General features: G+C 72.3%; 25 protein-coding genes and 1 riboswitch. Of the genes, 11 read left to right on the plus strand and 14 right to left on the minus strand.

Translation table 11 applies throughout. The features are described 5' to 3' along the window. Position 1: 1 nt before the first annotated feature. Positions 2–517 carry an ArsR/SmtB family transcription factor gene (locus DEJ11_RS12765; protein WP_051596885.1) on the minus strand — a complete coding sequence of 172 codons (516 nt, stop codon included), beginning with the start codon at positions 515–517 and terminating at the stop codon, positions 2–4. A gap of 74 nt (positions 518–591) precedes the next feature. On the opposite strand from DEJ11_RS12765, the gene DEJ11_RS12770 reads away from it, so the two are divergent. Next, positions 592–2,025, plus strand: coding sequence for a TrkH family potassium uptake protein (locus DEJ11_RS12770; RefSeq protein WP_071406293.1), 1,434 nt, complete (start codon positions 592–594; stop codon positions 2,023–2,025). Beyond that, on the plus strand, positions 2,018–2,713 hold the full coding sequence (locus tag DEJ11_RS12775) for a potassium channel family protein (protein ID WP_217499818.1): 696 nt from the start codon (positions 2,018–2,020) through the stop codon (positions 2,711–2,713). The genes DEJ11_RS12770 and DEJ11_RS12775 overlap by 8 nt, the downstream gene beginning before the upstream one ends. Positions 2,714–2,800: 87 nt before the next feature. Here DEJ11_RS12775 and proC read toward each other — a convergent pair whose 3' ends face one another. After that, positions 2,801–3,631: a pyrroline-5-carboxylate reductase gene (gene proC / locus DEJ11_RS12780; protein ID WP_111103634.1), complete on the minus strand. Its 831-nt coding sequence runs from the start codon at positions 3,629–3,631 to the stop codon at positions 2,801–2,803. A 64-nt stretch (positions 3,632–3,695) separates the two neighbouring features. On the opposite strand from proC, the gene DEJ11_RS12785 reads away from it, so the two are divergent. After that, a complete protein-coding gene (locus tag DEJ11_RS12785; protein ID WP_111038120.1) occupies positions 3,696–4,652 on the plus strand; it encodes a cation diffusion facilitator family transporter in 957 nt (318 codons plus the stop codon). Here DEJ11_RS12785 and DEJ11_RS12790 read toward each other — a convergent pair. Continuing rightward, positions 4,633–5,067: a nucleoside deaminase gene (locus DEJ11_RS12790; protein ID WP_111103682.1), complete on the minus strand. Its 435-nt coding sequence runs from the start codon at positions 5,065–5,067 to the stop codon at positions 4,633–4,635. The genes DEJ11_RS12785 and DEJ11_RS12790 overlap by 20 nt on opposite strands. Before the next feature lie 76 nt (positions 5,068–5,143). On the opposite strand from DEJ11_RS12790, the gene upp reads away from it, so the two are divergent. From upp to DEJ11_RS12815, 5 genes are all read left to right on the plus strand, one after another. Continuing rightward, a complete protein-coding gene (gene upp / locus DEJ11_RS12795) occupies positions 5,144–5,779 on the plus strand; it encodes a uracil phosphoribosyltransferase (protein ID WP_071406290.1) in 636 nt (211 codons plus the stop codon). Positions 5,780–6,470: 691 nt separating this feature from the next. Further along, a complete protein-coding gene (locus tag DEJ11_RS12800) occupies positions 6,471–7,238 on the plus strand; it encodes a winged helix-turn-helix domain-containing protein (RefSeq protein WP_111103635.1) in 768 nt (255 codons plus the stop codon). Positions 7,239–7,496: 258 nt separating this feature from the next. Continuing rightward, complete coding sequence (locus tag DEJ11_RS12805) at positions 7,497–8,009, plus strand: MarR family winged helix-turn-helix transcriptional regulator (RefSeq protein WP_171907864.1); 513 nt, start codon at positions 7,497–7,499, stop codon at positions 8,007–8,009. Beyond that, positions 8,006–9,355, plus strand: a complete 1,350-nt coding sequence (locus DEJ11_RS12810) for a cryptochrome/photolyase family protein (protein ID WP_111038123.1) — start codon at positions 8,006–8,008, stop codon at positions 9,353–9,355. Before DEJ11_RS12805 ends, DEJ11_RS12810 begins: the two co-directional genes overlap by 4 nt. Next, the gene (locus DEJ11_RS12815; RefSeq protein ID WP_181440834.1) at positions 9,352–10,824 is read left to right on the plus strand and encodes a serine hydrolase domain-containing protein; all 1,473 of its coding nucleotides are present in this window, start codon (positions 9,352–9,354) and stop codon (positions 10,822–10,824) included. Before DEJ11_RS12810 ends, DEJ11_RS12815 begins: the two co-directional genes overlap by 4 nt. 30 nt (positions 10,825–10,854) lie before the next feature. On the opposite strand, the gene DEJ11_RS12820 is transcribed toward DEJ11_RS12815, so the two are convergent. Continuing rightward, on the minus strand, positions 10,855–11,826 hold the full coding sequence (locus tag DEJ11_RS12820; protein ID WP_084741377.1) for a carbohydrate kinase family protein: 972 nt from the start codon (positions 11,824–11,826) through the stop codon (positions 10,855–10,857). A 158-nt stretch (positions 11,827–11,984) separates the two neighbouring features. Between DEJ11_RS12820 and DEJ11_RS12825 the strand changes: the two genes are divergently transcribed. Continuing rightward, the gene (locus DEJ11_RS12825; protein WP_111103638.1) at positions 11,985–12,566 is read left to right on the plus strand and encodes a TetR/AcrR family transcriptional regulator; all 582 of its coding nucleotides are present in this window, start codon (positions 11,985–11,987) and stop codon (positions 12,564–12,566) included. A gap of 166 nt (positions 12,567–12,732) precedes the next feature. On the opposite strand, the gene DEJ11_RS12830 is transcribed toward DEJ11_RS12825, so the two are convergent. The 5 genes from DEJ11_RS12830 to DEJ11_RS12850 all read right to left on the minus strand — a co-directional run bounded on the left by DEJ11_RS12830 (position 12,733) and on the right by DEJ11_RS12850 (position 18,898). Beyond that, the gene (locus DEJ11_RS12830; RefSeq protein ID WP_027466323.1) at positions 12,733–13,347 is read right to left on the minus strand and encodes a superoxide dismutase; all 615 of its coding nucleotides are present in this window, start codon (positions 13,345–13,347) and stop codon (positions 12,733–12,735) included. A 44-nt stretch (positions 13,348–13,391) separates the two neighbouring features. Further along, positions 13,392–13,901 (minus strand): flavin reductase family protein, encoded by a 510-nt coding sequence (locus tag DEJ11_RS12835; protein WP_027466322.1) that lies wholly within the window; start codon positions 13,899–13,901, stop codon positions 13,392–13,394. A gap of 237 nt (positions 13,902–14,138) precedes the next feature. Next, entirely contained in the window at positions 14,139–15,662 is a 1,524-nt protein-coding gene (locus tag DEJ11_RS12840) for an MFS transporter (RefSeq protein WP_111103639.1), read from the minus strand. 213 nt (positions 15,663–15,875) lie between these two features. Continuing rightward, positions 15,876–16,883 (minus strand): LacI family DNA-binding transcriptional regulator, encoded by a 1,008-nt coding sequence (locus DEJ11_RS12845; protein ID WP_111029363.1) that lies wholly within the window; start codon positions 16,881–16,883, stop codon positions 15,876–15,878. Further along, positions 16,862–18,898, minus strand: a complete 2,037-nt coding sequence (locus tag DEJ11_RS12850) for an aldo/keto reductase (RefSeq protein ID WP_111103640.1) — start codon at positions 18,896–18,898, stop codon at positions 16,862–16,864. Before DEJ11_RS12850 ends, DEJ11_RS12845 begins: the two co-directional genes overlap by 22 nt. 155 nt (positions 18,899–19,053) lie before the next feature. Here DEJ11_RS12850 and DEJ11_RS12855 point away from each other — a divergent pair, with 155 nt between their 5' ends. After that, positions 19,054–19,602, plus strand: coding sequence for a TetR/AcrR family transcriptional regulator (locus DEJ11_RS12855; RefSeq protein WP_027466318.1), 549 nt, complete (start codon positions 19,054–19,056; stop codon positions 19,600–19,602). 66 nt (positions 19,603–19,668) lie between these two features. Beyond that, the gene (locus DEJ11_RS12860; protein ID WP_017888559.1) at positions 19,669–19,839 is read left to right on the plus strand and encodes a hypothetical protein; all 171 of its coding nucleotides are present in this window, start codon (positions 19,669–19,671) and stop codon (positions 19,837–19,839) included. 87 nt (positions 19,840–19,926) lie between these two features. Here the strand turns inward: DEJ11_RS12860 and ribH are convergent, their stop codons facing one another. The 5 genes from ribH to DEJ11_RS12885 all read right to left on the minus strand — a co-directional run bounded on the left by ribH (position 19,927) and on the right by DEJ11_RS12885 (position 25,566). After that, positions 19,927–20,406, minus strand: coding sequence for a 6,7-dimethyl-8-ribityllumazine synthase (gene ribH / locus DEJ11_RS12865; RefSeq protein WP_071406282.1), 480 nt, complete (start codon positions 20,404–20,406; stop codon positions 19,927–19,929). Further along, entirely contained in the window at positions 20,403–21,092 is a 690-nt protein-coding gene (gene ribB, locus DEJ11_RS12870) for a 3,4-dihydroxy-2-butanone-4-phosphate synthase (RefSeq protein ID WP_084741376.1), read from the minus strand. Before ribB ends, ribH begins: the two co-directional genes overlap by 4 nt. Next, entirely contained in the window at positions 21,092–21,745 is a 654-nt protein-coding gene (locus tag DEJ11_RS12875) for a riboflavin synthase (protein WP_111103641.1), read from the minus strand. The genes ribB and DEJ11_RS12875 overlap by 1 nt, the downstream gene beginning before the upstream one ends. Positions 21,746–21,839: 94 nt before the next feature. Further along, a riboswitch (FMN riboswitch) is annotated at positions 21,840–21,974 on the minus strand. 334 nt (positions 21,975–22,308) lie between these two features. Beyond that, the gene (locus DEJ11_RS12880) at positions 22,309–24,150 is read right to left on the minus strand and encodes a beta strand repeat-containing protein (RefSeq protein ID WP_111103642.1); all 1,842 of its coding nucleotides are present in this window, start codon (positions 24,148–24,150) and stop codon (positions 22,309–22,311) included. Positions 24,151–24,237: 87 nt separating this feature from the next. Further along, on the minus strand, positions 24,238–25,566 hold the full coding sequence (locus tag DEJ11_RS12885; RefSeq protein WP_181440835.1) for a hypothetical protein: 1,329 nt from the start codon (positions 25,564–25,566) through the stop codon (positions 24,238–24,240). Positions 25,567–25,610: the final 44 nt, after the last annotated feature.

Below are 25,610 nucleotides of genomic sequence, written 5' to 3' on the forward strand. Positions count from 1 at the left end.
CTCAGTCCTCGTCGCCCCGGCGGGTGAAGCGCTTGCGGCTGCGGTCGACGACGCGCTCCCAGCCCTGCTGCGCGCCGGAGATCGCCGCGGTCGCCCGGTACGACGCCTCGGCCATCACACGACCGAGCTCGGTGCCCACCTCCACCGTCGCCTTGCCGGCCGTGCCGTTCCGGCGGATCGACACCGGCTGGCCGTCCGGCGTCCACGCGGTGGTGGCCGGGGTGCCGTCGGCGTCGACCGCGCCCGTGAACGGCAGGACCCAGTCCTCGAGGTGCACGAGCGGCTCCGGGTCGAGTCGGTAGTAGCGGTGCTGCCCCTCTTCGCGACTGGTGACGAGCCCGATGTCGCGCAGGACGCGCAGGTGCTTCGACACCGTGGGCTGGCTGACCCCGAGGCGTTCGACCAGCTGGCCGACGCTGAGCTCCCCGCCGGTGACGTCCGATCCGTAGGCGGACAACAGCGTGCCGAGCAGCTCGCGCCGGGTCGGGTCCGCCACGACGGAGAAGATGTCGGCCATGGGGCAAGGCTAGCCGGGGCACCACGGATGTACCATGACGAACCGTCCCGGCCCATGTCCTCGGAGGCATACGCATGCTCGACCGAACCGAGCCGATCCCGCACCACGTGAGTGTCGGCCGACGGCGAGCGAGCCGGATCGCGACGGTGCTGCGCTCGTCGCCGTCCCGACTGGCGATCGTCGTGTTCATCGCGCTGATCTTCCTGTTCACGGTGCTCTTCATGACGCCCTGGGCCACCGCGGACCGCAGCAGCACCCACTTCGCGGACGCCCTGTTCACCGCGGCGTCGGTGGTCTGCGTCACCGGGCTGTCCACGGTCGACATGGCGACGCACTGGTCGGTGTTCGGCAAGGTCCTGGTGGTCATCGGCACCCAGATCGGAGCCGTCGGTGTCCTGACCTTCGCGTCGATCCTCGGCCTGTTCGTCACCCGCAAGCTCGGCCTGCGCGCCAAGCTCATGGCGGCCGGCGACTCGAACCCGCTCCGCACCCACCACGGCGCCGTGCCCGAGGGGCAGGCCGTCCGGCTCGGCGAGGTCGGCACCCTGCTCGCGACCGTGGCGGTGAGCACGCTGTCGATCGAGATCGTCCTCGGCCTGCTGCTCCTGCCGTCGGTGCTCATCGCCGGCATCCCGTTCTGGACCGCGGTCGGCGACTCCTTCTACTACGCGGCGATGGCCTTCACGAACACCGGGTTCTCACCGAACGCCGACGGCCTCGACCCGTTCGCCCACGACTACTGGTTCCTGACGCTGCTGATGATCGGTGTCGTGGCGGGGTCCATCGGGTTCCCGGTGATCCGTGCCCTGACGAAGCAGCTGCGCACCCCGCGGCGCTGGCCGATCCACGTCAAGCTCACCCTGGCGACGAGCGCGATCCTGCTCCTCGGCGGCGCGGTCGTCTACACCGCCCTCGAGGCGTCGAACCCGACGACCTTCGGCGAAGAAGGAGCCGGGCGCACCGCGTTCCAGGCACTCTTCCTGTCGACGATGACCCGCTCGGGAGGCTTCTCGCTCGTCGACTTCGACCAGCTCAACGGCTCGAGCCTGCTCGTCACGGACATGCTCATGTTCATCGGTGGCGGATCCGCCTCGACGGCCGGCGGCATCAAGGTGACGACCCTCGCGGTGCTGTTCCTGGCCGCGGTCGCCGAGGCCCGCGGTCGCCAGAGCATGGAGGCCTTCGGTCGCCGGATCCCGAGCGACGTCCTGCGGGTCGCGGTGGCCATCGTGCTCTGGGGAGCGACGATCGTGGCCGTCGCGACCGTGGTGCTCCTGCAGATCACCGACGACTCGCTCGACCGGGTGCTGTTCGAGGTGATCTCGGCGTTCTCGACCAGTGGACTGTCCTCCGGCGTGTCCGCGGACCTGCCGGAACCGGGCAAGTACGTGCTCGCCGCCACCATGTTCCTCGGCCGGGTCGGTACAGTGACCATCGCCGCTGCCCTGGCCGCCAGCCAGAGCCGGCAACTGTTCCGCCGTCCCGAGGAGAGGCCGATCGTTGGCTGACCGCACCCGTTCGTCGCACCAGCACGGTGCCATCAGTCACGACGCCCCCGTCCTGGTCATCGGGCTCGGTCGCTTCGGGGCCGCCACCGCCGGCCAGCTCGAGCGCCAGGACCGCGAGGTGCTCGTCGTCGACACCGACGCCGGGCTGGTGCAGAAGTGGTCCGACCGGGTCACCCACGCGGTGCAGGCGGACGCGACCGACATCGACGCGCTCCGGCAGATCGGCGCGCAGGACTTCGCCATCGCCGTCGTCGGCACGGGTAGTGACCTGGAGTCGAGCGTGCTCATCACGGCGAACCTGGTCGACCTCGGCGTCCCCCAGATCTGGGCGAAGGCGATCAGCCGTTCGCACGGCACGATCCTGTCCCGCATCGGCGCGAACCACGTCGTCTACCCCGAGCGCGAGGCCGGCGAGCGCACGGCACACCTGGTCTCCGGCCGGATGCTCGACTTCATCGAGTTCGACGACGACTTCGCCGTGGTCAAGATGTTCCCGCCGCGCGCGGTCCGCGGCAAGGACCTCGCCACCACCGTGATCCGCACCCGCTTCGGCCTGACCGTGCTCGGCATCAAGCCGCCCGGCAGCCCGTTCGTGCCGGCGACGCCGGACAGCGTCATCGGTGAGGACGACGTCATCATCGTCTCGGGTTCCGAGACCGACCTGGAGCGCTTCGCCGCGTACGAGTAACGACCACCGGACGGACGGGAGGCCCGTGGCGGCGTCGCCCCGGGCCTCCCGTCCGCACTGTGGCTGCGTCCACGACGCGGTGTGCGTCTACGACGCGGCGATCTCCTCGGCACGCGCGATCGCGGCACGCGACGCGCGCAGCAGCGTGTCCGCCAGGTCCGCGTCCTGCAGCACCGCGACGGCCCGCTCCGTCGTGCCCTTCGGGCTCGTCACCGCGCGGCGCAGGTCGGCGGGCTCACGGCCCGACCGCTCGAGCAGCTCGACCGCGCCGCGGACGGTGCCCTGCACCATCGTCGCCGCCTGCTCGTGGGTGAACCCGAGCTCTTCGGCGGCACGCTGCCACTGCTCGATCAGCAGGAAGACGTAGGCGGGACCGGAACCGGACACGGCGGACAGCGCGTCGAGCTGCGACTCCGGCATCTCGATGACCTCGCCCGAGGCGGTGAACACCGACGACGCCAGTGCGACGGCCTCGGCGTCGGCCGAGGTGCCCGCGCTGATGCCGGTGACGCCGTGGCCGACGCCGATCGGGGTGTTCGGCAGGGCACGGACGACGCGGACGCCGGCGGGCACCCGTGTCTCCATGCTCGCGGTGGTGGTGCCGACGGCGACGCTGACCAGGACGGCGCCGGGCTCCAGGTCGTCGGCGACCTCGTCGAGCAGGTCCGCGATCATGTACGGCTTCACGCCGACGACGACGAGGGCCGCACCACGGACGGCCGACCGGTTGGCGTCGGTGTCGGTGTCACTCGCGGTCGCGACGAGGCCGCGCTCCCGGTGGGCAGCAGCGGACGCCTCGGACTTCGTGGTGAGGGTCACGGTGGCCGGGTCGAGTCCCGCGGCGAGCAGGCCGTCGAGGACCGCGCCGGACATGGAGCCGACGCCGAGCAGGGCGGTGCGGGGCAGGTCGATCGTCATGCTCCCGACCCTACCGACGCCACCCGCCTAGGATCGTGTCGCAGACCACGAGAAGGGGACAGCTGTGAGCGCTTCCGGAGGCACGAAGGCGATCTTCGCCGCACTCGGTGCCAACATCGGCATCGCGATCGTGAAGTTCATCGCGGCGGCGATCAGTGGATCGGCGTCGATGCTGGCCGAGGGCGTGCACTCCCTGGCCGACTCCGCGAACCAGCTCCTCCTGCTGCTCGGTGGTCGGAAGGCCCGGCGAGCGGCGGACCAGGAGCACCCGTTCGGCTACGGGCGTGAACGCTACGTCTACGCGTTCGTCGTCTCCATCATCCTGTTCTCGGTCGGCGGCGTCTTCTCGCTCTACGAGGGCATCGAGAAGCTCGCCCACCCGCACCCGCTCGAGAACTGGTGGCTCCCCCTCGTGGTGCTCGTCATCGCCATCGGGCTCGAGGGCTTCTCGCTCCGCACCGCGCTGCACGAGGCCCGACCGCAGAAGGGTTCGCAGAGCTGGGTGCAGTTCGTCCGCCGTGCGAAGGCCCCCGAGCTGCCCGTCGTGATGCTCGAGGACACCGCGGCCCTGCTCGGCCTGGTCTTCGCCCTGTTCGGCGTCGGCCTGACGGCGATCACCGGCAACGGGGTGTTCGACGCGATCGGCACGATGCTCATCGCGGCGCTGCTCATCGCGGTCGCCGTGGTGCTCGGCATCGAGACGAAGAGCCTGCTCGTCGGCGAGGGCGCGACCGCCGCCGACGTCGAGCGCATCAAGCAGGCGGTGCTCGACGGCCCCGAGGTCGACGCGATCATCCACCTGAAGACCCTGTACCTCGGACCGGACGAGTTGATGGTCGGCGTGAAGGTCGCCGTCGACGGGGACCGCCGGCTCGGTGACGTCGCCGCCGGCATCGACACCGTCGAGCAGCGGGTCCGGAACGCCGTGCCGATCGCCCGGGTGATCTACGTCGAACCCGACGTCCTGCGCACCGGGCCGCAGCCGCCGACCGAGGCGATCGTCATCCTCGCCGCGGACTGAAGAAGTCGTCGAGCAGCTCGGCACACGCCTGCTCGAGCACGCCGCCGATGACCTCCGAGCGGTGCGGCAGCCGGCGGTCCCTGGCGATGTCGTAGACGCTGCCGCTGGCGCCCGCCTTCGGGTCCCACGCGCCGAACACGACCCGGGGCACCCGTGCGGCCATGACGGCGCCGGCGCACATCGGGCAGGGCTCGAGCGTCACCACGAGCGTGTGCTCCTCGAGGTGCCAGTCCCCCGTCACCGCCGCCGCAGCACGCAGCGCCAGGACCTCGGCGTGGGCCGTCGGGTCCTGCCGCGCCTCGCGCTCGTTCCGGCCGGTGGCGACCACGACGCCGTCGCGGTCGAGCACCACCGCGCCGACCGGGACGTCGTCGGTCTCCTGGCACCGTCGAGCCTCGTCGAGCGCGCGCTCCATCGCCGGGACGAACGGGCGGGCTGCGGGCTCCTCCACGGGACCTCCTGACGGTCGACGGCACGCTAGGCTCGACCCTATGCGAGTCCACGTCGCCGACCACCCGCTCATCACCCACAAGCTCTCGGTGCTCCGCGACCGTACGACGCCCTCCCCCACGTTCCGCGCCCTGACCGAGGAGCTCGTCACGCTCCTCGCGTACGAGGCCACGCGGGGCGTCCGGGTCACGGCGACGCCGATCGACACGCCGGTGGCGCACACCATGGGCGTCGCGATCGCCAAGCCGCGGCCGCTCGTCGTCCCGATCCTCCGCGCCGGGCTCGGCATGCTCGAGGGCATGGTCAAGCTCGTCCCGACGGCCGAGGTCGGCTTCCTCGGCATGGCCCGCAACGAGGAGACGCTCGAGCCGCAGACCTACGCCGAGCGCCTGCCAGACGACCTGTCCGGGCGGCAGTGCTTCGTGCTCGACCCGATGCTCGCCACCGGTGGCACCCTCGCCGCCGCGATCGACTTCCTGTTCGCCCGCGGTGCGCAGGAGATCACGTGCGTGTGCATCCTCGGTGCCCCCGAGGGGCTCGCCATGGTCGAGCAGGCCGTCGGCGACCGCAACGTCTCGATCGTCCTCGGTGCGCTCGACGAGAAGCTCGACGAGAACGGGTACATCGTCCCGGGCCTCGGCGACGCCGGCGACCGGCTCTACGGCCTGGCCGAGTAGCGCAGACCCGCCACTTCTCGGACAGGAGGCGCGGTGCCAGCTGGCACCGCGCCTCCTGTCGTCCGTGCGGTCGCGCCCACCGCACCCGCCCGTTCCGGGCGTACCAGGTCGATTCGGGCGTACCCGCCCGTTCCGGGCGTACCGGGCGTACCAGGTCGTTCCGGGCGTACCCGGTCGGTTCTTTCCACCCGGTACGCCCGATTCCACCTTCCATAGCGTGCGCAATGGGAAAGAACGGGCGTGGCGCTCGACGTCCGTGCGGTCGCGCCCACCGCACCGTCCGCGCGGACGGTTGACACCGCGTTGGTATACCGCAGATACTCGTCACATGACTGCAACCGTGTCCACCCGCGTCCTCTCCGAGGCGTGCTCCTCCGCAGGGGCAGTGGGGACCGTCGGCGTGATGATGCCGACCATGCCGGTCATGCGTTGTCGAATGTGTGCCTGATCGGCACCCGTTCCAGCCGGATCCCCCGCGACACCACCCCCGTCGCGAGCGCGTGATCCCCGGGTGACGGACACCGTCGGCGACGCGCACCACGTCACGAGGTCTGTCTCCCGTTCCCCCGGGTCGGCCCCGGTCCGCAGCAGGACCGCAGGGCACATCGGCGTACCGCCGCACCCGGGATGACGCATTCGACACCGGCCGCCGCGCCACCCGCGCACCGGCCACACCGCCCGGAGAACCACCATGTCGCTCACCATCGCCCAGCCCCGCACCGCGCTCCGCTCCGCACCGGCCCCGACCGACCTCGGCACCGTCACCCCGATCCGTCCGCGCCCGGCTTCCCCGGTGGCGACCGGACCGACCACCGTGCCGACGAGCCCCGTGGTCGCACCGCAGCGGAACCGCGCACTCCCCGAGGGCACCGAGGCCCGCGGCTTCGCCCTGTACGTCGGCATCGACGAAGCGAAGGCCGCCGCCGCCGGCACGACCCTGGCCGCGGTGGTCGAGCAGCTCAAGGCCCTCACCGCGCAGCTCGTCCCGTCGTCCGAGACGTATGCAGCCGTCGCCGTCGCCGCCGAGCACTCCGGTGGCCGGGACGTCGACGTCGTCCGGCTCGCCCTGCAGGACCGCTCCGCGGTGGCCGCCCGCAAGCAGGCCGAGAAGCCCGAGCCCGAGGAGACCGGCGTCGTCATCGACATCTCGCGGAAGCGCGTGACCCTCGACGGCGAAGCGGCACCCCTGACCTACAAGGAGTTCGAACTCCTGCAGTTCCTGGTCCTCCGCGAGGGCCAGACCGTCGACCGTTCCGCGATCATCGAGGGCCTCTGGTCGGATGGCGAGGACGAGACCCCGAACGAGCGCACCATCGACGTGCACGTGCGTCGGCTCCGCTCCAAGCTCGGCGCGTTCGAGGAGATCGTCCGCACCGTGCGCGGCGTCGGATACCGCTTCGACCGGCACGCGGACGTCGCCGTGCGGTACGCGTCGACCCCGTCGCCCGACCTCTTCTGAGCCTGATCGGCTGCTCTTGGTGAACTCGCAGCGAACCGGCCCCGGAGAGGCTGGCGCGCCGTTACCGCTTCGTTATACAGTCGGTGGTGCAGACGGTGTTTGCTGTGGCACCGCCTGTGGAATGTGATTGCAGGAAACTCTTGGTGCAAGGGAGAGGGCCGGTCGCCGACAGGCGGCCGGCCCTCGTGCATGTCGCCCGGCTCCTGTCGGACCCCGTCGGTAGTGTGGTCAGACCGTACGACCGGAGGGAACGCGAACGTGAGCGAGACACGCCGCAGTGAGAAGGCGACCGCCGTCGCCGCCTGGGAAGCGCTCTTCCGCGCCCAGGTCGCCGTGATGCGGAGTCTCAACGCGGACTTCCCCGGCGACGAGATCTCGTTCAACGAGTACGACGTCTGCTTCAACCTGTCGACCCAGCCCGGCCGCCGCTGCCGGATGCGCGACCTCACCGGGCACCTGCTCCTCACCCAGCCGAGCGTCAGCCGCCTGGTCGACCGGCTGCTCGCCCGCGGCATCGTCGAGAAGCAGCCGGACCCCACCGACGCCCGCGGCGTGATCGTGGCGCTGACCCCGCACGGCTTCGACGTCTACCGCCAGGTCGCCGTGCAGCACGCGGCGAGCATCGCGCAGCAGGTCGGCGCCGGACTGTCCGACCCCGAACTCCGCACCCTCACCGAACTCTGCACGAAGCTCCGGCTGGCGGTCGGCACGGCACCGAGCCGGCGGTCGACGGCCCGCCCGGTGGCCGCTGCGGATGCGGCAACGGTGTGACCGGCGCGATCGTCTGGCTCCGTGACGACCTGCGGCTGTCGGACAACCCGGCGCTCCGTGCGGCGATCGACCACGGTGGCGACGTCACGGTGGTGGTCGTCCTCGACGAGCAGTCCCCCGGGCTCCGTCCGATCGGTGCCGCGAGCCGCTGGTGGCTGCACCAGTCCCTGACCGCCCTCGATGCCGACCTGCGCGAGCGGGGTTCCCGGCTGGTCCTCCGGCGCGGTGCCGCGGCGACGGCGATCGACCAGCTCGTCGCCGACACCGGTGCGGACGCCGTGTACTGGAACCGTCGGTACGGCGCCGTCGAGCGGGACATCGACGCCGGCATCAAGACGGCCCTGCACGACCGTGGCGTCGAGGCGCACAGCTTCGCCGCGAACCTGCTCTGGGAACCGTGGACCGTGCTCACCGGGCAGGGCGAGCCGTACAAGGTCTTCACCCCGTTCTGGAACGCCGTCCAGGCGCTGCCCGAACCGCGCCACCCCCTGCCCGACCCCGACGACCTGCCCGCTCCGGCCGACGTCACGGGTGATGCGCTGGCCGACTGGGCACTGCTGCCGACGAAGCCCGACTGGGCCGGCGGCCTCCGTGACGCCTGGACCCCGGGCGAGCACGGCGCGCAGCAGCAGCTCGAGCACTTCGTCGAACACGCGCTCGAGGACTACGACCAGCGCGACGAACCCGCGATGGAGGCCACGAGCAGCCTCTCGCCGTTCCTGCGGTGGGGCGAGATCAGCCCGTACCAGGTGTGGCACCGCCTGCACGAGCGGCTCGAGCCGGCGCAGCGCCAGAACGCCGCCGCGTTCCTCCGGCAGCTGGCGTGGCGCGAGTTCAACTGGAACGAGTACTTCCACTGCGACGACATCGCCACCGTCAACGTCCGACGGAACTTCGACGCGTTCCCGTGGCGTGATCCGGAAGCGGCCGAGCTCGACCGCTGGCGGCAGGGCCTGACCGGCTTCGACCTGGTCGACGCGGGCATGCGCGAGCTCTGGCACAGCGGCGCCATGCACAACCGGGTGCGGCTGGCCGCCGGCAGCTTCCTCGTGAAGAACCTGCTCGTCGACTGGCGCGTCGGGGAGCAGTGGTTCTGGGACACCCTGGTCGACGCCGACCCCGCCAACAACGCGGCGAACTGGCAGTGGGTCGCGGGCTCCGGCTTCGACGCCGCCCCGTACTTCCGGGTCTTCAACCCCGATCGGCAACTCGAGCGCTTCGACCCGCACCGCGAGTACGTCCACCGCTGGGTCCCCGCCGACGAGCTGCGGCCCGAGCCGATGGTCGACCTGAAGGCGTCGCGGCAGCGGGCGCTCGACGCCTACGAACGGATGCGGCGCTCGTGACCGGGTCGCACCCCGCGATCGCTGCGGTCGTCGACCAGGTCGACGAGCTGTTCCGTGCTCGCGTCGAACAGGGCATCGCGCCGAGCAGCGTGTGGGGCGTGTTCGACCGCTCCGGCCTCGTCGCGTCCGGCGGGCACGGCGACCGCGGGGACGGCCGGCGACCGGACGCCGACACCGTGTACCGCATCGCCTCCTGCACCAAGAGCGTCACCGCCGCGACCCTGCTGACCCTCGTCGCCCGGGGTGCGCTCGACCTCGACGCGCCGATCACCGACTTCGTGCCGGCCTTCTGCGCCGTCACCCTGCCGACCCCGGACTCCCCCGTCCCCACGGTGCGGATGCTGCTGACGATGTCGGCCGGGTTCCCCACCGACGATCCCTGGGCCGACCGGCAGGAGTCGATCTCGGACGCCGAGCTCGACGAGGTCCTGCGCGGCGGTCTGCTGTTCGACTCGCTGCCGGGCACCCGCTTCGCCTACTCGAACCTCGGCTACGCGCTGCTCGGCCGGGTCGTCGCCGCCGTGACGGGGCAGCCCTTCACCGCTGCCGCCAGTGAGATCGTGCTCCGCCCCCTCGGCCTCACCGACACGGTGTTCAGCGCCGCCGAGTCGACCGGCTTCGTGGTCACCGGTGTCCGCGGACACGAGGGCGACTGGGAACCCCTGCCGATGACCGGCCCCGGTGCCTTCTCGTCGATCGGCGGGCTCTTCTCGACCGTGCGTGACCTGGCGCGCTGGGCGACACACCTCGGTTCGGCGTTCTCCGCCGCGCCGGAACCCGGCCCGGTCTCCCCCGCTGACCGCCGGCTCATGCAGCAGGCGATGCGGGTCGTCCCGTCGTCCGTCGTCCCGGGTTCGGCCCGCGCGACGGCGTACGGTTTCGGGCTGTTCGTCGAGCAGGACGACCGCTTCGGCGAGCTCGTCTCGCATTCCGGCGGCTACCCGGGCTTCTCCGCGCACATGCGGTGGTCCGTGCGCGACGGCCTCGGGGTCGTCGCGTTCGAGAACGCCACGCAGGCCAAGGTCTCCGCGGCCGCGCAGCAGGCGCACGACCTCGTGCTCGACGCGGCGCTGACGGCCCACACATCCGACGCGCCGGAAGCCGACGCCGACGTGACCGGACCGAGCACCGGGGTGGTGACGACCACCCGCGCGACGCGAGCCGCCCAGGCCGCCGTGACGCGCCTCCTGGCCGACTGGCGGGACGACCTGGCGGACGCGATCTGCACGCCCAACGTGGCGATGGACGTGCCGTACGACCGACGGCGGCGGGCGGTGGCGCAGGCCGTCGCGGACGTCGGCGCCGACCTCGGTGCCGCACCGGTGTCCGAGTACTCGGCGGCACCGTCGCACCTGCGCTGGTGGCTCCCCGGCACCTGCGGGCGACTGCGCGTCGAGATCCGGCTCGCGCCCGCCGCCGCGGGGCGCATCCAGACCCTGAACGTCGTCGCTGAGCCGTCGGAGCGCTGACCCGACGGCACCACGCGGGTACCCGTCAGCTCAGACCGGCGGTCGACCGCCCACGAAGCCGAGTGCCCGCGCGGCGACCCGGGTACCCTCGCGGGCTGCAGCACCGACGCGGACCGGATCCGTCGCCCACGCACGGACGAACCCCGCGACGAAGGCGTCCCCGGCGCCGATGGTGTCGACGACGGTCGCCGGTGTCGCGGGGACCCGGTGGACGCTGCGGCCCCGGCGCCCGATGAGCGCGCCGTCGGCCCCGGCCGTGACGACGACCAGTGGGACGTGCTCGGTGAGCCGACGAACCGCGGCGTCGAGGTCGTCACCCCCGGCGAGGGCGAGCGCCTCGTGCTGGTCGGGGAAGAGCACGTCGACGCCCCGCAGGGCATCGAGGAACCGGTCGGCACCGATCGTCTCGATCACCGCCACCGACGATGGGTCCACCGCCACGCGCGCCGGGCCCGTCCGGGCGCACGCCACGAGGTCGGCGAGCCGGTCGGCACCACCGCCGAGCATGGCCGCGCCGGTCAGGTGCACGATGTCGGCGCGGGCGACCACCGACGGCGGGACGTCGGCGGCGCTGATCTTCCCGCTCGCGGCGGGGTCCGACATCGCGGTGCGACCGTGGTCGTTGCGGACCGAGACGACGACCCCGGTGGACGTCATCGCGTCGTACCGCAGGTGGGCGCGGACCCCGGCGTCCTCGAGCGCGCGCTCGTGGCGGTACACGTCGTCGACTCCGACCCGGGCGACGACGTCGACCTCGGCCCCGAGCCAGCCGAGCCACGTGGCCGTGTTGCCACCGGCACCGGTCGGCCGGTGGCGGATCTCCGCAGCGGGGTCGTGCACTCCGATCCGGTGCGCGGTGGTGTGCACGAGGACGCCGTCCAGGACGTCGCCGACGACCAGGAAGCGTTTTCCGGCGCCGCGACGACGGCCCGCGACCACCCGTCCGGCGCGGGTCCCCTCGGGCCGTGACGGCGGCAGAGCGCCCTCGTACGGCATGGACATCCGCAACAGTCTACCCGGAGCCGAGTTTTTCTCCGTTTCTATCGGTGAAAACGGAGGTTTCCAGGAGAGATCGCACACAACGACCAATGGTGTCACTGATATACCGGCTGCTAGTATGTGGGCGGTCGCGCGACCACCGCCCCGACGACGGAGATGCCATGCCCAGGAAGCCCGACCCCACCCGCAAACCCGCGATCCTCGAGAAGGTCGTCGACCACTTCGTCGAGACCAAGATCGAGGACGTCACGGTCCGGGGCCTCGGCCGCGTACTCGGCACGAGCGCCTACCCGGTCGTTTACCACTTCGGCTCCCGCGACGCCCTGATCGACTCCGTCGTCGAGCACCTCGCGACCTCGCACCGAACACCCGCGCTCGACCCCGCCGCCGACACGGACGCCCTCGCCGATCACCTGGTCGCGACCTTCGGCGGGCTCGACGACCCGCACCGTGCGCTGGCCGCACGGCTCACCTTCGAACTCGGGTCGGTCGAGTCCCTCGACGGGCGTGACCGGCAGCGCCGCGCGCACCGCTGCCAGGTCGCCGCCATCCGCGCCTGGTGCCGAGCACACGGCGCCGACCCCGTCCTCGCCGAACGTGCGGCCCAGCACACGGTCATGGCCGCTCGCGGAGCCCAGTGGGGCGCGCTCGTCGACGGCGCGCACACCGATGCCGACGCCGCACTGCGTCGCATCGCCCACGACCTGGCAGCCAGCACGGCCGCCGCAGACCGCGCGCGCTGAGCGCACGCGCGAACGCGATCGCGGACCGCTCGCGTACCCGGCGACGGGACACGGGGACGGCGCACGGCCCGGAACGTGACCCGGACCACGAACGGGAGGCACGGTGCCAGCTGGCACCGTGCCTCCCGTTCGTCAGGTGGTCACCGTGGTGACCCGCCGACGCGGATCAGAGCGTGACGAACCGCTGCGACTTCGCGTTCTCGAAACGAGCGGCGACGTTCTCCCAGTCGACGATGTTCCAGACGGCCTTGACGTAGTCCGCCTTGACGTTCAGGTAGTCGAGGTAGAAGGCGTGCTCCCACATGTCGAGCATGAAGATCGGGACGAGGCCGAACGGGATGTTGCCCTGCTGGTCGAAGAGCTGGAACGTGGTGAGCTTCTGGCCCACGGTGTCCCAGGCCAGCACGGACCAGCCGGAGCCCTGGATGCCGTTCGCGACGGCGGCGAACTGCGCCTGGAACTTCTCGAACGAACCGAAGAACTCGTCGATCGCCGCGGCGAGCTCGCCCTCGGGGACCTTCGTGTCCGGGCCGAGGTTGGTCCAGAAGATCGAGTGGTTCACGTGGCCACCGAGGTGGAACGCGAGGTCCTTCTCGAGCTTGTTGATCGCGCCGAAGTTGCCGGACTCACGGGCCTCACCGAGCTGCTGCAGCGCGGTGTTGGCACCGGTCACGTAGGCCTGGTGGTGCTTGTCGTGGTGCAGCTGCATGATCTTGCCGCTGATGTGCGGCTCGAGCGCGGCGTAGTCGTACGGCAGTTCCGGCAGGGTGTACTCAGCCATGTGAGGTCCTTTCGATCAGTGGGTTGTGGACGCGGCTCCGCGGCTCACGAGAGCCGGGAACGATCGGTGAGGGAGTGGAATTCCCGGTTGTGGTAGACCAGCGGCTCGCCGCGGTCGGCGCCGACGATGATGTCGAGCACCTCGGCCACGACGACGGTCGAGCTGCCGATGGGCGTCGTCGACAGCGGTCGGCAGCGGAGCGCACTCGCCGCACTCGGCAGGTAGCGATCGCCGGACGGCAACGTGCCCCAGATCGGGTCGTCGGCCGCCGGGCTGCCGGTCGAGGCGAAGCGCTTCGCGAGTGCGACCCCGAGGGAGTCGACCAGGTGCACGACGAACAGCGGCGCACCGAGCACGACCCCGGCCGAGCCGGAGTTCGTCGAGAGCGAGAAGACGAGGACGGGCGGGTCGACGGCGACGCTCGCGACGCTCGAGGCGGTGAGGCCGGTCGGTCCGTCGGGGCCTTCGGCCGTGATGACGGCGACGCCGGCAGGGTGCCCGCGGAAGGCGGACTTGTACGCGTCGGCGATGGTTGCCGGTGCTTCGTCGGGCATGGTGATCGTGGTCGTTCCTTCGGGAGGGGCTGCCGTCACTCGGCGGCTGCCACCCAACGTATGACCTGAACCCTGGTTGAGGTCAACGATTCACAGGTTCGGGCGTGGCCGGGCGCGCCGTGGCGGGCACTTCGTGAGCAGGAATGGTCGGGTCACGCACGGCGACCCGACCATTCCTGCTCACGAAGCGCAGCGACGCTCGCGGCGCAGCGCGGCGCGCGGCGCCCGCGCGGCCGCTCAGCGGCGCTTGAGCATGACGAGCGCACCCGCGGCCGCCACGACCATGAGCACCGCGGCGACACCCGCCGTGATCGTCACGCCGGAGTCGAAGGCCGCCCGCGCCGACTCGAGCAGCACCTGCCCGGCGCTGCCGCCGAGCTGGCCCGCAGCGGCGACCGCACCGCCGAGGGTCTCCTGCGCCGCGACGTGCGCCGCCGAGGACAACCCGTCGGGCACCACGACGTGCGCCCGGTAGGTCGTCGCCAGGATCGTGCCGAGCACCGCGGTGCCGAGCACAGCGCCGATCTCGTACGCCGTCTCGGACATCGCCGACGCCGCGCCCGCCTTGTCCGCCGGTGCCGTCGAGATGATGAGGTCGTTCGTCACCGTCTCGGACGCCCCGATCCCGATGCCGAGCAGCACGAACGCGAACGCCAGGGCGGCGATGGAGGCGTGGTGTCCGAGGAGCGCGACCAGGGCGTACGCCGCCGCCGAGAACAGCAGCGCGACCGACACGACCCAGCGCGGGGCGACGCGCGCCACGATCGGCACGACCGCGAGCCCGGCGACGATGGTCAGGACCGACCCCGGGATGAGCACGATGCCGGACGCGAACGGGTCGAGCCCGGCCACGAGCTGCAGGTGCTGGGCGATGAAGAACAGGAACCCGGTGAGCGAGAACATCGCCGCCAGGTTCATCAGCACACTGCCGGTGAAGGCCGTGCTGCGGAACAGGCGCAGGTCGAGCATCGGCGTGCGGGACCGCAGCTGCCGACGGACGAACGCGATGCCGCAGACGACTCCGACCGCGAGCATGGCGATCGCGAGGCCGCGCTCCTCGGGGTGCACGACCGACTTGATCGCCCAGGCGATCGGTGCGAGCGCGCCGAGGGACAGGAACATGCTCGGCAGGTCGACCGGCCCGGGCATCGGGTCGCGGGACTCCGGCACGCAGAACGGCACGCCGACGAGCATGAGCACGAGGATCGGCACCGCGACCAGGAACACGCTGCCCCAGTGGAAGTGCGCGAGCAGCGCGCCGCCGACGAGCGGGCCGAGCGCGTTGCCGGCCGCGAACATCGTCGACCAGACGGCGAGCGCCATCCGCCGCTCCCCCGCGTCCACGAACACGTTGCGGATGATCGACAGCGTCGCGGGCATGAGCATCGCGCCGAACACGCCCATCGCGATCCGGGCCGCGACGAGCATCCACGCGTCGGTCGCGAACGCCGCGGCCACCGAGAACAGGGCGAAGCCGGTCGCACCGATCACCAGGATCCGCCGACGGCCGATGCGGTCACCGATGCTGCCCATCACGACGAGTAGACCGGCGAGCACCAGCGGGTACGCGTCCACGATCCAGAGCTGCGTGGTCGCGTCCGGGTTCAGCGCGCGGCTGATCGACGGCAGCGCGAAGCTCAGGATGGTGTTGTCGACCGAGATGAGCAGGACCGGCAGCATGAGCACGGCGAGCGCGAGGAACCGTCGGGCGCGGCTGCCGGTGACGCGGGTGGCGACGGGGCTGGTGAGCAGTGCGGACACGGCGGACTCCTGGGACTTCGAGCCGGACCAGGTCGACGGCGGGTGGTACGTGGGGCAGACGAGACGGGACGCGGGATGGACACGCGCCCCGTCAGGACTCCGTTAGTGTACCGTCCGGACGGTTTTGGTTGCAAATGCAACTGACGACGGCCGGGAGGCCCGTGCCGGTCCCGCCACGGGCCTTGCGTCGGTCCACTGGTCGCGTCGTCGGGCCTACGCCGATTCGCGGAGCAGCAACCGGTGTCGCACCGTGCGCTCGACGGCCGCGCCCGAGCGCGGCAGCTCGCCCGCGAGCATGCCGAGCGCCAGGTCGAGGGCCTGGCCGGCGACCTCGTCGAGGTCGACGGCCAGCGTGGTGAGCGTCGGCGCGACGAGCGTCCCGAGCGGCAGGCCGTCGACGCCGACCACGCGGACGTCAGCGGGGACGTCGACGCCGGCACGACGACAGGCCGACAGCACGCCGAGCGCCAGCACGTCGTTGAACGCCAGGACCGCATCGACCCGGCGGTGCTCGGCGAGGATCCGTTCGGTCCGTTCGGCACCGGCCTCTGCGGTGGGCGCGGACGCGACGACGAGGTCGGGCAGGTACCCGCGACGCCGGAGTGCCGCGACCATGTGCTCCCCGCGCTGACTCGGCGCGCCGTCGGCGGCGGCGTCGAGCACGACGGGGTGCTTCACCCCGACGTCGACGAGGTGGTCGGCGAGGTCCTCGATCGCGGCGGTCGGGTCGATCCGGACCGCGGCGCGGGTCACCGGCCCCGAGGGGTCGAGCTCGACGACCGGGACCGAGCCGAGCCGTTCGATCCACTCCGGCGCACGGGACCCGAGGTAGCCGATCACGACGTCGGTCTGGGCACCGAGGGACTCCACCATCCGGTCCGAGTCGCTCGCGAGCCCGACGTCGGCGAGCATGACGTTCCACCCGCGGGCGGCGGCCAGGCCGAGCACCGCGGAGGCGAGTGCCGGTGCGTAGGGGTTCCGCAGGTCGTTGACGACGAGCCCGAGCTGGTGGTCGCCACCCGTGACGAGCCCGCGGCCGAACCGTGACGGACGGTAGTCGAGCGCAGCCGCGGCCTGGAGCACGCGGTCCTTGGTCGCCGCGCTGATGCCGGACATGCCGTTCATCGCGCGGGTGACGGTCTGCCGGGACACCCCGGCGGCCGCGGCGACGTCGATGATCGTCGCGCGGCCGCCCGGGGTCAGGCGCGGAGGTCCAGCCATGCCACCTGTTCCGGGGAGAGGTCGACGGAGAGGCCGGTCATGGACGACCGGGCCTCCGCGATCGTACGGGGTCCGAAGAGCGGGAACGTCGGGAACGGCTGGTTGAGCACGTACGCCAGGGCGATCGCCGTCGCGGGGACGCCGAACTGCGTGCCGAGTTCCCGCGCACGCCGGAGCCGCTCGAAGTTGTCGTCCGAGTAGTAGCAGCGGACGAGTTCGGCGTCGCTGGTGTCCTCACGCGTCGCGCGGCCGGTGAAGAAGCCGCGGGCCTGCGACGACCACGGCAGCAGCGGGACCTGGCGTTCCTCGAGCCAGGCCTTCGATGCCGCATCGGTCGCGTGTTCGCAGCCGTCCCACGGCACGTCGTACGCCTCGGCGAGACCGAAGTGGTTGCTGAGCACCTCGAACCCGTGCTTGCCGTTGGCCCGTGCGTAGGCATTCGCCTCGTCGAACCGTGCCGGGGTCCAGTTCGAGCCGCCGTAGACGCGGATGCGGCCGGCCCGGCGGTGCTCGTCGAGCACGTCGACGAACTCCCCCACCGGGATGTCGGGGTTGTCGCGGTGCATCATGTAGATGTCCGCGTAGTCGGTTCCCTGGCGCTCGAGGCTCTCGAGCAGCTGCCGGGTGATCGACTCCGGGTCACAGTGCGGGGTGTGGGCGCCCTTCGTGATGACGACCACGTCCTCGCGGATCCCCCGGTTCTGGATCCACTTGCCGAGCCGTCCTTCGAGCACACCGCCGCCGTAGATGTAGCCGGTGTCGAAGACGTTGCCGCCCTGCTCGACGAACAGGTCGAAGATCGCGCTGGCGTGTGCCAGGTCGGGCTGGTTGTCGACGCCCATCACCAGGCGGGACATCCGCTTGCCGACGCCCGGCACCTCGCCGTAGCGCATCGGGTTGCCGTCCTGCACGGTGAGCGGCCGGCCGGACACCGTCGGGATGTCGGCGGTCTCCGCCTCGAACGGGTAGCGCAGGCCGATCGCCGCGCGCCACCTGTCGAGCGTGCGGGCGGTGGCGAGGGTCTCGTCGATGGTCATCTGCGCCGCCTCGACCGCACCGGCACGCAGGGCGTCGGTGGTGGCGTCGGCTTCTCGGGCGTAGGGGTGCTCACCCGCGAACGACAGCGAGCGAGGGGGTTCGTCGACGGTGTGGATCTCGATGGTGGGGTCGTCGCCCAGGGTCCACGGGTCGGTGAGCACGATGCGACCGCGCGAGCCGGACACCGACACGGCGTTGTCGTCCTGCACGAAGACGCCGGTCCGGACCGTCGCCGTGATCCCGCCCTTGTAGGTGAGCTGCGCGACCGTCCACTCGTCGACCCCGGTCGGCCCGAGCGTGCCCGTGGCGGTGAGGTCCACCGGCTCGGCGACGGCGACCCCGGTTGCGGCCTGCACGATCGCCGCGGCCATCGTCACCGGGTACCCGCCGACGTCGAGGATCCCGCCGCCGGCGGTGTCGACGTCGAACAGGCGACCGGTGCGCTCGCCCGTCCGGAACGCGAACGAGGCGTCGACGTGGGTCACGTCGCCGATCACGCCGTCGCGGATCAGGTCGAGCAGTGCCGCGGTCTGCGGGTGGAAGCGGTAGATGAACGCCTCGACGAGCGGCAGGCCGGCCTGGCGCGCAGCATCGGTGAGTGCCATCGCGGTGCCGTGGTTCACGGCGAGGGGCTTCTCGCACAGGACGGCCTTGCCAGCCTCGAGTGCGGCGAGGACGAGTCGGGCGTGCCCGGTGTGCACGGTCGAGACGTAGACGGCGTCCACCCGCGGGTCGGCGAGGACGTCGTCGTAGGTACCGGCGGTCACGTCCGCGAACCCGAACCCGGCGGCCTCGTCGGCGAAGACCTGCGCCCGCTCGGCGGACGAACTGCCGGCCGCGACCAGGACACCCCCGCTGGCGGGCAGCTGCGAGAGGAAGCGTCGGGCGATGCCGCCGGGGCCGAGGACGGCCCACCCGGGGCGGTCGGTGGCGGTCGGGGTCGGGGTGGTGGCGGTGTTCGCCGTCTGCGCTGACATGCGGATCCTTGTCGTCTCGTGAACCTTCACGGTCGTCTCGACGCTAGCGGGCGCCGGAGCGATCGGCAATGGCCCCGAGGGAATTCGTGAGCGTTCACGGCCGCGACGGCGGAGCTGGCGTCCGCGCCCCCCGGAACTGCTCCTAGACTCTCGGCATGGCCAGTGCCCGCGACCGTGTCCTCGACAGCTTCGTCGCCATCGTGTGCGAGGAGGGCGAGCGTCCCGCCACGCTCGACGCCGTCGCCGCGCGCGCCGGTGTCTCGAAGGGCGGCCTGCTCTACCACTTCGGCTCCAAGGCCGCGCTGGTCGAGGGGCTCTGCGAGCGACTGTCGGACCTGTCCGCGATCGACGTCGAGCGCATGCAGGAGGCCGAGGACGGCGCCGCGCGCTACTTCGTCCGCAACTGCCTGTTCGTCGGCAGCGAGCTGGACCTCGCCCTGCTCGCCGCGAGCCGCCTGCAGCAGGCCGGCTACGAAGAGGCCGGACGCACCCTCGACGACACCGAGAACGCCTGGCTCGCGACCCTCGTCGACGCCCTCGGCGACGAGCCGACCGCGCAGGCCGTCAAGCTCCTCGGCGACGGGCTGTACCACCAGGCCTCACTCGGTGCCGCGAGCGAGGTGCGACCGAAGCGGGGCAGCGTCGACATGGAGACCCTGCTCACCGTCGTCGACCGTCTGATCGCGACGCGACCCGGAGCGTGAACCGGCACACCCCCGGCTGGGGATAGACTGGGGAACGATCCACTCGTCGACACCCGGAGGTATCCCGTGGGCCGCGTCATCGCCGCTGTTTTCTCGATCCTGCTGCTGCTGGTGTCGATGTACCTGTTCGGGTTCGCCTTCCAGGTCGAGTCGGGCCAGGCCTTCGTCTTCATGGCGGGCGTGCTCCTGATGAGCCTCTCCTTCTTCCTGCCGATCCACGTGTTCGGCAAGCGCTAGCCAGCAAGCACCGCCGCTGATCAGCAAACACAGAACGGCCCCGCACCTCACCGGTGCGGGGCCGTTCTGTGTGGCGTGTCCGGTGCCTCAGACCGGGAGGCGCAGGGACCGCAGCGTCACCGCGGTGCTGATCGCCGCGTGTGCGGCCTCGGCGCCCTTGTCCTCCTTGGAGTCGGGCAGCCCGGCTCGGTCGAGCCCCTGCTGCTCGTCGTCCAGCGTGAGCACGCCGAACCCGACGGGCTTGCCGGTGTCGATCGCGACCTGCGTCAGGCCGCTCGTCGCAGCACCCGAGACGTACTCGAAGTGCGGGGTGCCGCCGCGGATGATGACGCCGAGCGCGACCGCCGCGTCGAAACCGGCCTCGAGCGCGGTCTTCGCGACCACGGGCAGCTCGAAGCTGCCGGGGACGGGGATGACCTCGGCCGTCGCCCCGAGCCGCTCGACCTCGCGCTGTGCGCCGGCCAGCAGGCCCGCGGCGATGGTGTCGTGCCACTGTCCGGCGATGACGGCCACCCGGATCCCGGTGCCGTCGACCTGGTCGCGGTCCGCCGCGCCTGCTCCGCTCATCGTGTCGTTCCTTCCGTGGGCGCTGCGGTCGCTGCCGCCGCCCGGTCTGCCGCGTCCAGCCACTCGGCGAGCGCGGCGATGGTGATGACGGGCACGCCCTCGCGTGCCCCGAGTGCGACGAGCGCCGGCAGCCGCATCATGCTGCCGTCCTCGTCGACGATCTCGCAGATCGCCGCAGCGGGCCGGAGCCCGGCTGCGGTGACGAGCTCGATCGCTGCTTCGGTGTGCCCGGCGCGCTCCCGGACCCCGCCCGGTCGTGCGCGCAGGGGCACCACGTGTCCAGGTCGGTGCAGGTCGTCGCGCACCGAGGTCGGGTCGGCGAGGACCCGCAGCGTACGGGCGCGGTCATGAGCGCTGATGCCGGTGGTCACACCGACGGCGGCGTCGACGGTGACCGTGTAGGCCGTGCCGCGGACGTCCTCGTTGTGCGCCACCATCGGCGGCAGGTCGAGGGCGTCGGCGATCTCGGTGCTGAGCGGCGCGCAGATGAACCCGGACGAGTGCGCGACGGTCCACGCGATCCACTCCGGCGAGGCGAGCTCGGCGGACAGGATGACGTCCCCCTCGTTCTCGCGGTCCTCGTCGTCGACGACGATCACCGGACGACCGGCGGCGATCGACGCGATCGCGGCCTCGATGCTCGACAACCCGAGTGCCTGCGGGACGGCACCGGCCTCGGCGACCATCACCGGGCCTCCGATCCGACGGTCTCGAGCGAATGCGCCGCGGCGTCGAGCCGCAGCATGCGGCGGACGTGCCGTGCCAGGACGTCGGTCTCGACGTTCACCCGGTCACCCGGCACGCGGAGCCCGAGCGTCGTCGCCTCGAGCGTCTCGGGGATCAGGCTCACCTCGAACCAGGCCGCGTCGGGCGCGGTGTCCTCGGGTGAGACCGCGCTGACCGTGAGCGAGACGCCGTCGAGCGCGATCGAGCCCTTGTCGACCACGAGCGGGCTGAGTGCGGGCGCGAGCGAGAACCGCACGCGTCGCCAGCCGTCACCGTCGGCCGTCTCGAGCACCGTGGCGGTGCCGTCGATGTGGCCCTGCACGATGTGCCCGCCCAGGCGGTCACCCACCGAGGCGGCGCGCTCGAGGTTCAGGCGGTCCCCCACCCGGAGTGCACCGTGGGCGCTCATGTCGAGGGTCTGCTTCATGACGAAGGCGGTGAAGGTCTCGGGGGTCTGCTCGACGACGGTCAGGCAGACACCACTCGTCGCGATCGAGTCGCCGTGCCGGGCGTCCTGCACGACGACGGGGCCGTGGACGGTGAGCGCGACGGAGTCGCCCTGCTGCTCGACGGCGGTGACGGTGCCGAGTTCCTCGATGATGCCGGTGAACACTGGTGTCCTCTCAACGGGACTCCGGGGGCGTTCGACGATCGTCGGCATCGACGGACGGGTCGCACCCCACGGGTCGTGGGGTCGTCCTGTCCGCCCAGCGCGCCTCCCATCCGGACTTTCACCGTCGGTCCCGGAATCCCACCGGGTCAACCTCTGTCGGGTTCGCACCCGTCATCAGTTCGTGGACTGTCACCACCGGCTCGGAATTACACCGACCCCGGAGCGCTTGCGTAGTCGGAACGATACCCCAGGCCGCTGACGGCCGCGCCACGGTGGCAGCGCCGTCGTAACCGGGCGTCTCCCCCGGGCGCGGTGAGCACGTGGCGCCCGCGGTGTCCGGCGCCCGCGTCCGGCGTCCGGCGTCCGCGTCCGGCGTCCGCACTGCGACGATGCACGAGTCGATCGACGAGCGGTCCGTCGGAACATGCACACGCATCCGATGCGCCCACATGTTCCGACAGGACATCCGTCGATCCTCCGGTGTTCTGTCGTGGAACGCGCACGCCCCTCCGGGCACGGTGACGAGGGGCGCCACGGTGTGACGCCCCTCGATCACCCGCCGGTCAGTGCCGGCGACGGAGCACGAGCGTGCCCGCTCCGGCGAGGAGCAGCAGGAGCGCGAACCCGGCGGGCAGGACCGGCGAGCCGGCTCCCGTGTAGGCGAGCTCCGGCTGGCCGTCACCGGCCGCGGCTGCTGCCGCGACGGTCCCGGCGCTGGTGCGGACCCCGCTGGTGGCAGCGGTCGTGGTGGCCACCACACCCGCCGTGGAGGCCCGGGTCGGCTCGACGACGTCGACCGTGCCCACCGGGATGGTCGCCGTGCCGGGCGTGGTACCGGTGTCGGTGCCCGTCCCGTCGGTGGGGACGGTGCCCGAGTCCGTACCGGGGTCGGTACCGGGGTCCGTGCCCGGGTCGGTACCGGGGTCCGTGCCCGGGTCCGTACCGGGGTCCGTGCCCGGGTCCGTGCCCGGGTTGGTCCCGGGGTTCGTGCCGGTGCCGGGGGTGGAGCTGGTGCCGTCACCGACGATGCCGATCCCGTTGCCGCCGATCGTGATCGGCAGGCTGATCACCGGGGTGACCTGGGTGCCGGAGAGCAGGCCGTCGTCGCCGGAGGTCGAACCGCCGGTCGTCGGGGTCGTGGTGCCGGTGGCCGGAGCCGTGGCGCCGCCGGTGCTCGTCCCGTCACCGAGGACACCGATGCCGTTGCCACCGATCGTCACGGGGACGTCGATGACCGGGGACACCTGCGTGCCCGAAGCCGTGCCGTCCGAACCAGAGGTCGAACCACCGGCCGCCGGGGTCGCGGTACCGGTGGCCGGAGCCGTCGTGCCGCCGGTGCTCGTGCCGTCACCGAGGACGCCGATGCCGTTGCCACCGATCGTCACCGGGACGTCGACGACCGGGGACACCTGCGTGCCCGAGGCCGTGCCGTCCGAACCCGAGGTCGCACCACCGGCCGCCGGAGCAGTTCCGGTACCCGTACCCGCAGCGGGCGCCGTGCCCGTCGCGGTGCCCGTCCCGAGCAGCCCGATGCCGTTGTCCGCCACCGTGACCGGGATCGAGACGACCGGGGACACCTGCGTGCCTGAGGCCGTGCCGTCCGAACCCGAGGTCGAACCACCGGCCGCCGGGGTCGTCGTGCCGGTGGCCGGAGCCGTCGTGCCGCCGGTGCTCGTGCCGTCCCCGAGGACACCGATGCCGTTGCCACCGATCGTCACCGGGACGTCGACCAGACCGGTCACCTGGGTGCCGGAGAGCAGTCCGTCGGTGCCCGAGGTGGTGGGCGCCGACGGGGCTTCGGCAACCGGCGCCGGTGTCGCCGCCGCCGGGGCGGTCGACGTCGAGGTGCCGTCACCGAGGACGCCGATCCCGTTGCCGGAGACCGTCACGGGGACGGTCACGGCCGGGGCGACCTGGGTGCCGGAAGCCGTGCCGTCCTCGCCCGAGGTGCTCGGAGCGGGAGCGGCAGGAGCGGCAGGTGCCGGTGCCGGTGCTGCAGGCGCCGGAGCTGCCGCGGGTGCGGGTGCGGCGGCCGAGACCGCGTCACCGGCGACCGCCACGGCGTTGCCGCCGACCGTCACCGGTGCCGCGACGTCCGGCACCACCTGGGTGCCCGAGAGCGTGCCGTCCTGGCCCGCGGTGCTAGGGGCAGGAGCGGTCGTGGCCGGAGCAGTCGCCGGAGCGGCGGGCGTGGACCCCGTCGCCGTCGACACCGCGTCGCCGAGCACGGCGATCGCGTTGCCGCCGAGGGACACCGGGGCGTCGACGGCGGGGGCCACCTGGGTGCCCGAGACGGTGCCGTCGGCACCGGATGTCGTGGCCGCGTTCGCCGCAGCCGTGCCGCCGAGCGTGAGCCCGCCGACGAAGAGGGCGAACCAGAGCCCTCTGGAGACGTACTTGTTCATGGTCGTACTCCCTGATCGAGATCGTCACCGACCGCGGACGCAGCCGGGATGTGTGCGTGCCTGCCGTGGAGGACAGGCGCACCGATCTCAGTCAGGGGCGACGTCGTGCTCGCCGACGACCGATGCGGGGACCGCGTCGTCGGAGAGCGTGCCGCGAGACCCCGCGGCGAGGGAGACGATGTCGTCGGTCGAGCCGACGATGCCGACGGCTGCTGCGCCGCCGGAGGTCGAGGAGGCACTGCCACCGAGCACGCCGGCGTCGGCTCCGTCGAACGGGAACCCGTGGCCCTCGCCGTCCGCGGGGACGAGCAGCGCGTGTCCGCCGAGGGTCGCGCCCTGCACATCGACGGCCGAGACGACCGGGCCGACCGTTGCCGTCGTGGCGGCTACGTCGACGGGCTCCGACGGGCGGAGTCCGGCTGCGCGGTCGCCCACGGCATCGGCGGCGACGACGCGTACGGATGCGGGTGCGGTGAGCACCGTGGCGCCCTGCGGAGCGACGGTTCCGGGCCGGACGGGTGCGTTCGCGACCGGCACCGACGGGACGGGCCCGGCGGACGGGTTCGAACCGCCGCCCACCGGGAGCGCGGGGACGTCGACGACGGGGGCCGTGCCTCCTGGCAGGGTGCCGCCGACGGGCGGGACGACGCCCTCGACCACGTCGGGGACGGTGCCCACGGTCGTGCCGACCGAGCCGAGCGTGTCGTCGACCAGGCCCGTGACCGGGCCGGTGACGGTGCCGAGCGTGTCGTCGCCGAGGACCGTGCCGACCACCGGGACGCCGCCGACCACGTCGTCGACAGTGTCGACGACGGCGGTCACGGGGCGCGCGTCCGTGACGCGTTCCACGGTGCCGGTGACGGGGCGCAGGACGTTCGCGACGGTGTCGGTGACCGGCCGGGAGGCACTGGTCACCTGGTCGACGACCTGTCGCACCGGGCGCGTGGCCGGGTGGGCCGCCGGGGCGGTCGTGGTGGGCTCGGCAGCCGGTGTGGTCGCGACCGGAGCGGGGCTCGACGGCGCGGGGGTTGCGGGAGCCGGAGCCGGAGCGGGGGCTACGGGTGCGGGAGCGGGCGCTGCGGGCACCGGAGCAGGTGCGGGCGCGGGGGCCGGAGCGGGCGCAGCAGGTGCCGGTGCAGGTGCGGGTGCGGGTGCAACGGCTTTGCGGATGGGATCCGTCACGCCGCCGACGACCTTGCCGACCTCGCCGGTCACGCCCTGCACGGTGCCGCCGACGCCGTCGACGACGCTGCCGACGAGTCCGCGCTGCTCGGTCGGTGCGGCGGAGGCCGTCGCGGCGGAGGCCGGTCGCGCGCCGAGGAGCAGGGACAGCAGCACGAGGGCGGCGAGGGTCCCGACGCCCAGCAGGACGATGCGGAGTGCGGCGCGCCAGGGTGCGCGCAACGGGTGGTCCATGCGCTCACCTCCTGATCTCGGCTGCGCACGTAGAGTGGTTGACC

The sequence above is a fragment of the Curtobacterium sp. MCLR17_058 genome, from assembly GCF_003234705.2.
GTDB lineage: Bacteria > Actinomycetota > Actinomycetes > Actinomycetales > Microbacteriaceae > Curtobacterium > Curtobacterium flaccumfaciens.